We start from the raw sequence: 1,025 nt of genomic DNA on the forward strand, positions 1-1,025 counted from the left end.
AGATGTCAATCCACAGCTTCGGTGATACGTTTAGCCCCGGTACATTTTCGGCGCAGAGTCACTCGACCAGTGAGCTATTACGCACTCTTTAAATGGTGGCTGCTTCTAAGCCAACATCCTGGTTGTCTAAGCAACTCCACATCCTTTTCCACTTAACGTATACTTTGGGACCTTAGCTGGTGGTCTGGGCTGTTTCCCTCTTGACTACGGATCTTATCACTCGCAGTCTGACTCCCAAGGATAAGTATTTGGCATTCGGAGTTTGTCTGAATTCGGTAACCCGATGGGGGCCCCTAGTCCAAACAGTGCTCTACCTCCAATACTCTTACCTTGAGGCTAGCCCTAAAGCTATTTCGGAGAGAACCAGCTATCTCCAAGTTCGATTGGAATTTCTCCGCTACCCACACCTCATCCCCGCACTTTTCAACGTGCGTGGGTTCGGGCCTCCATCCAGTGTTACCTGGACTTCACCCTGGACATGGGTAGATCACCTGGTTTCGGGTCTACAACCACATACTAATTCGCCCTATTCAGACTCGCTTTCGCTGCGGCTCCGTCTCTTCAACTTAACCTCGCATGTAATCGTAACTCGCCGGTTCATTCTACAAAAGGCACGCTATCACCCATAAAAGGGCTCTAACTACTTGTAGGCACACGGTTTCAGGATCTATTTCACTCCCCTTCCGGGGTGCTTTTCACCTTTCCCTCACGGTACTGGTTCACTATCGGTCACTAGGGAGTATTTAGCCTTGGGAGATGGTCCTCCCTGCTTCCGACGGGATTTCTCGTGTCCCGCCGTACTCAGGATCCACTCAGGAGGGAACGAAGTTTCAACTACAGGGTTTTTACCTTCTATGACTGGCCTTTCCAGACCTATTCGTTTACCCCGTTCCTTTGTAACTCCATGTTGAGTGTCCTACAACCCCAAGAGGCAAGCCTCTTGGTTTGGGCTAATCCCGTTTCGCTCGCCGCTACTCAGGGAATCGCGTTTGCTTTCTCTTCCTCCGGGTACTTAGATGTTTCAG

1 rRNA gene is annotated in these 1,025 nt (G+C 50.3%); it reads right to left on the reverse strand.

The window, feature by feature from the left end:
• Positions 1-1,025, reverse strand: a 23S ribosomal RNA gene (locus NCCP28_RS23450); the annotation flags it as partial.

Origin of the sequence: Niallia sp. NCCP-28 (genome assembly GCF_023168165.1) — a bacterium.
Lineage (GTDB): Bacteria > Bacillota > Bacilli > Bacillales > Cytobacillaceae > Niallia.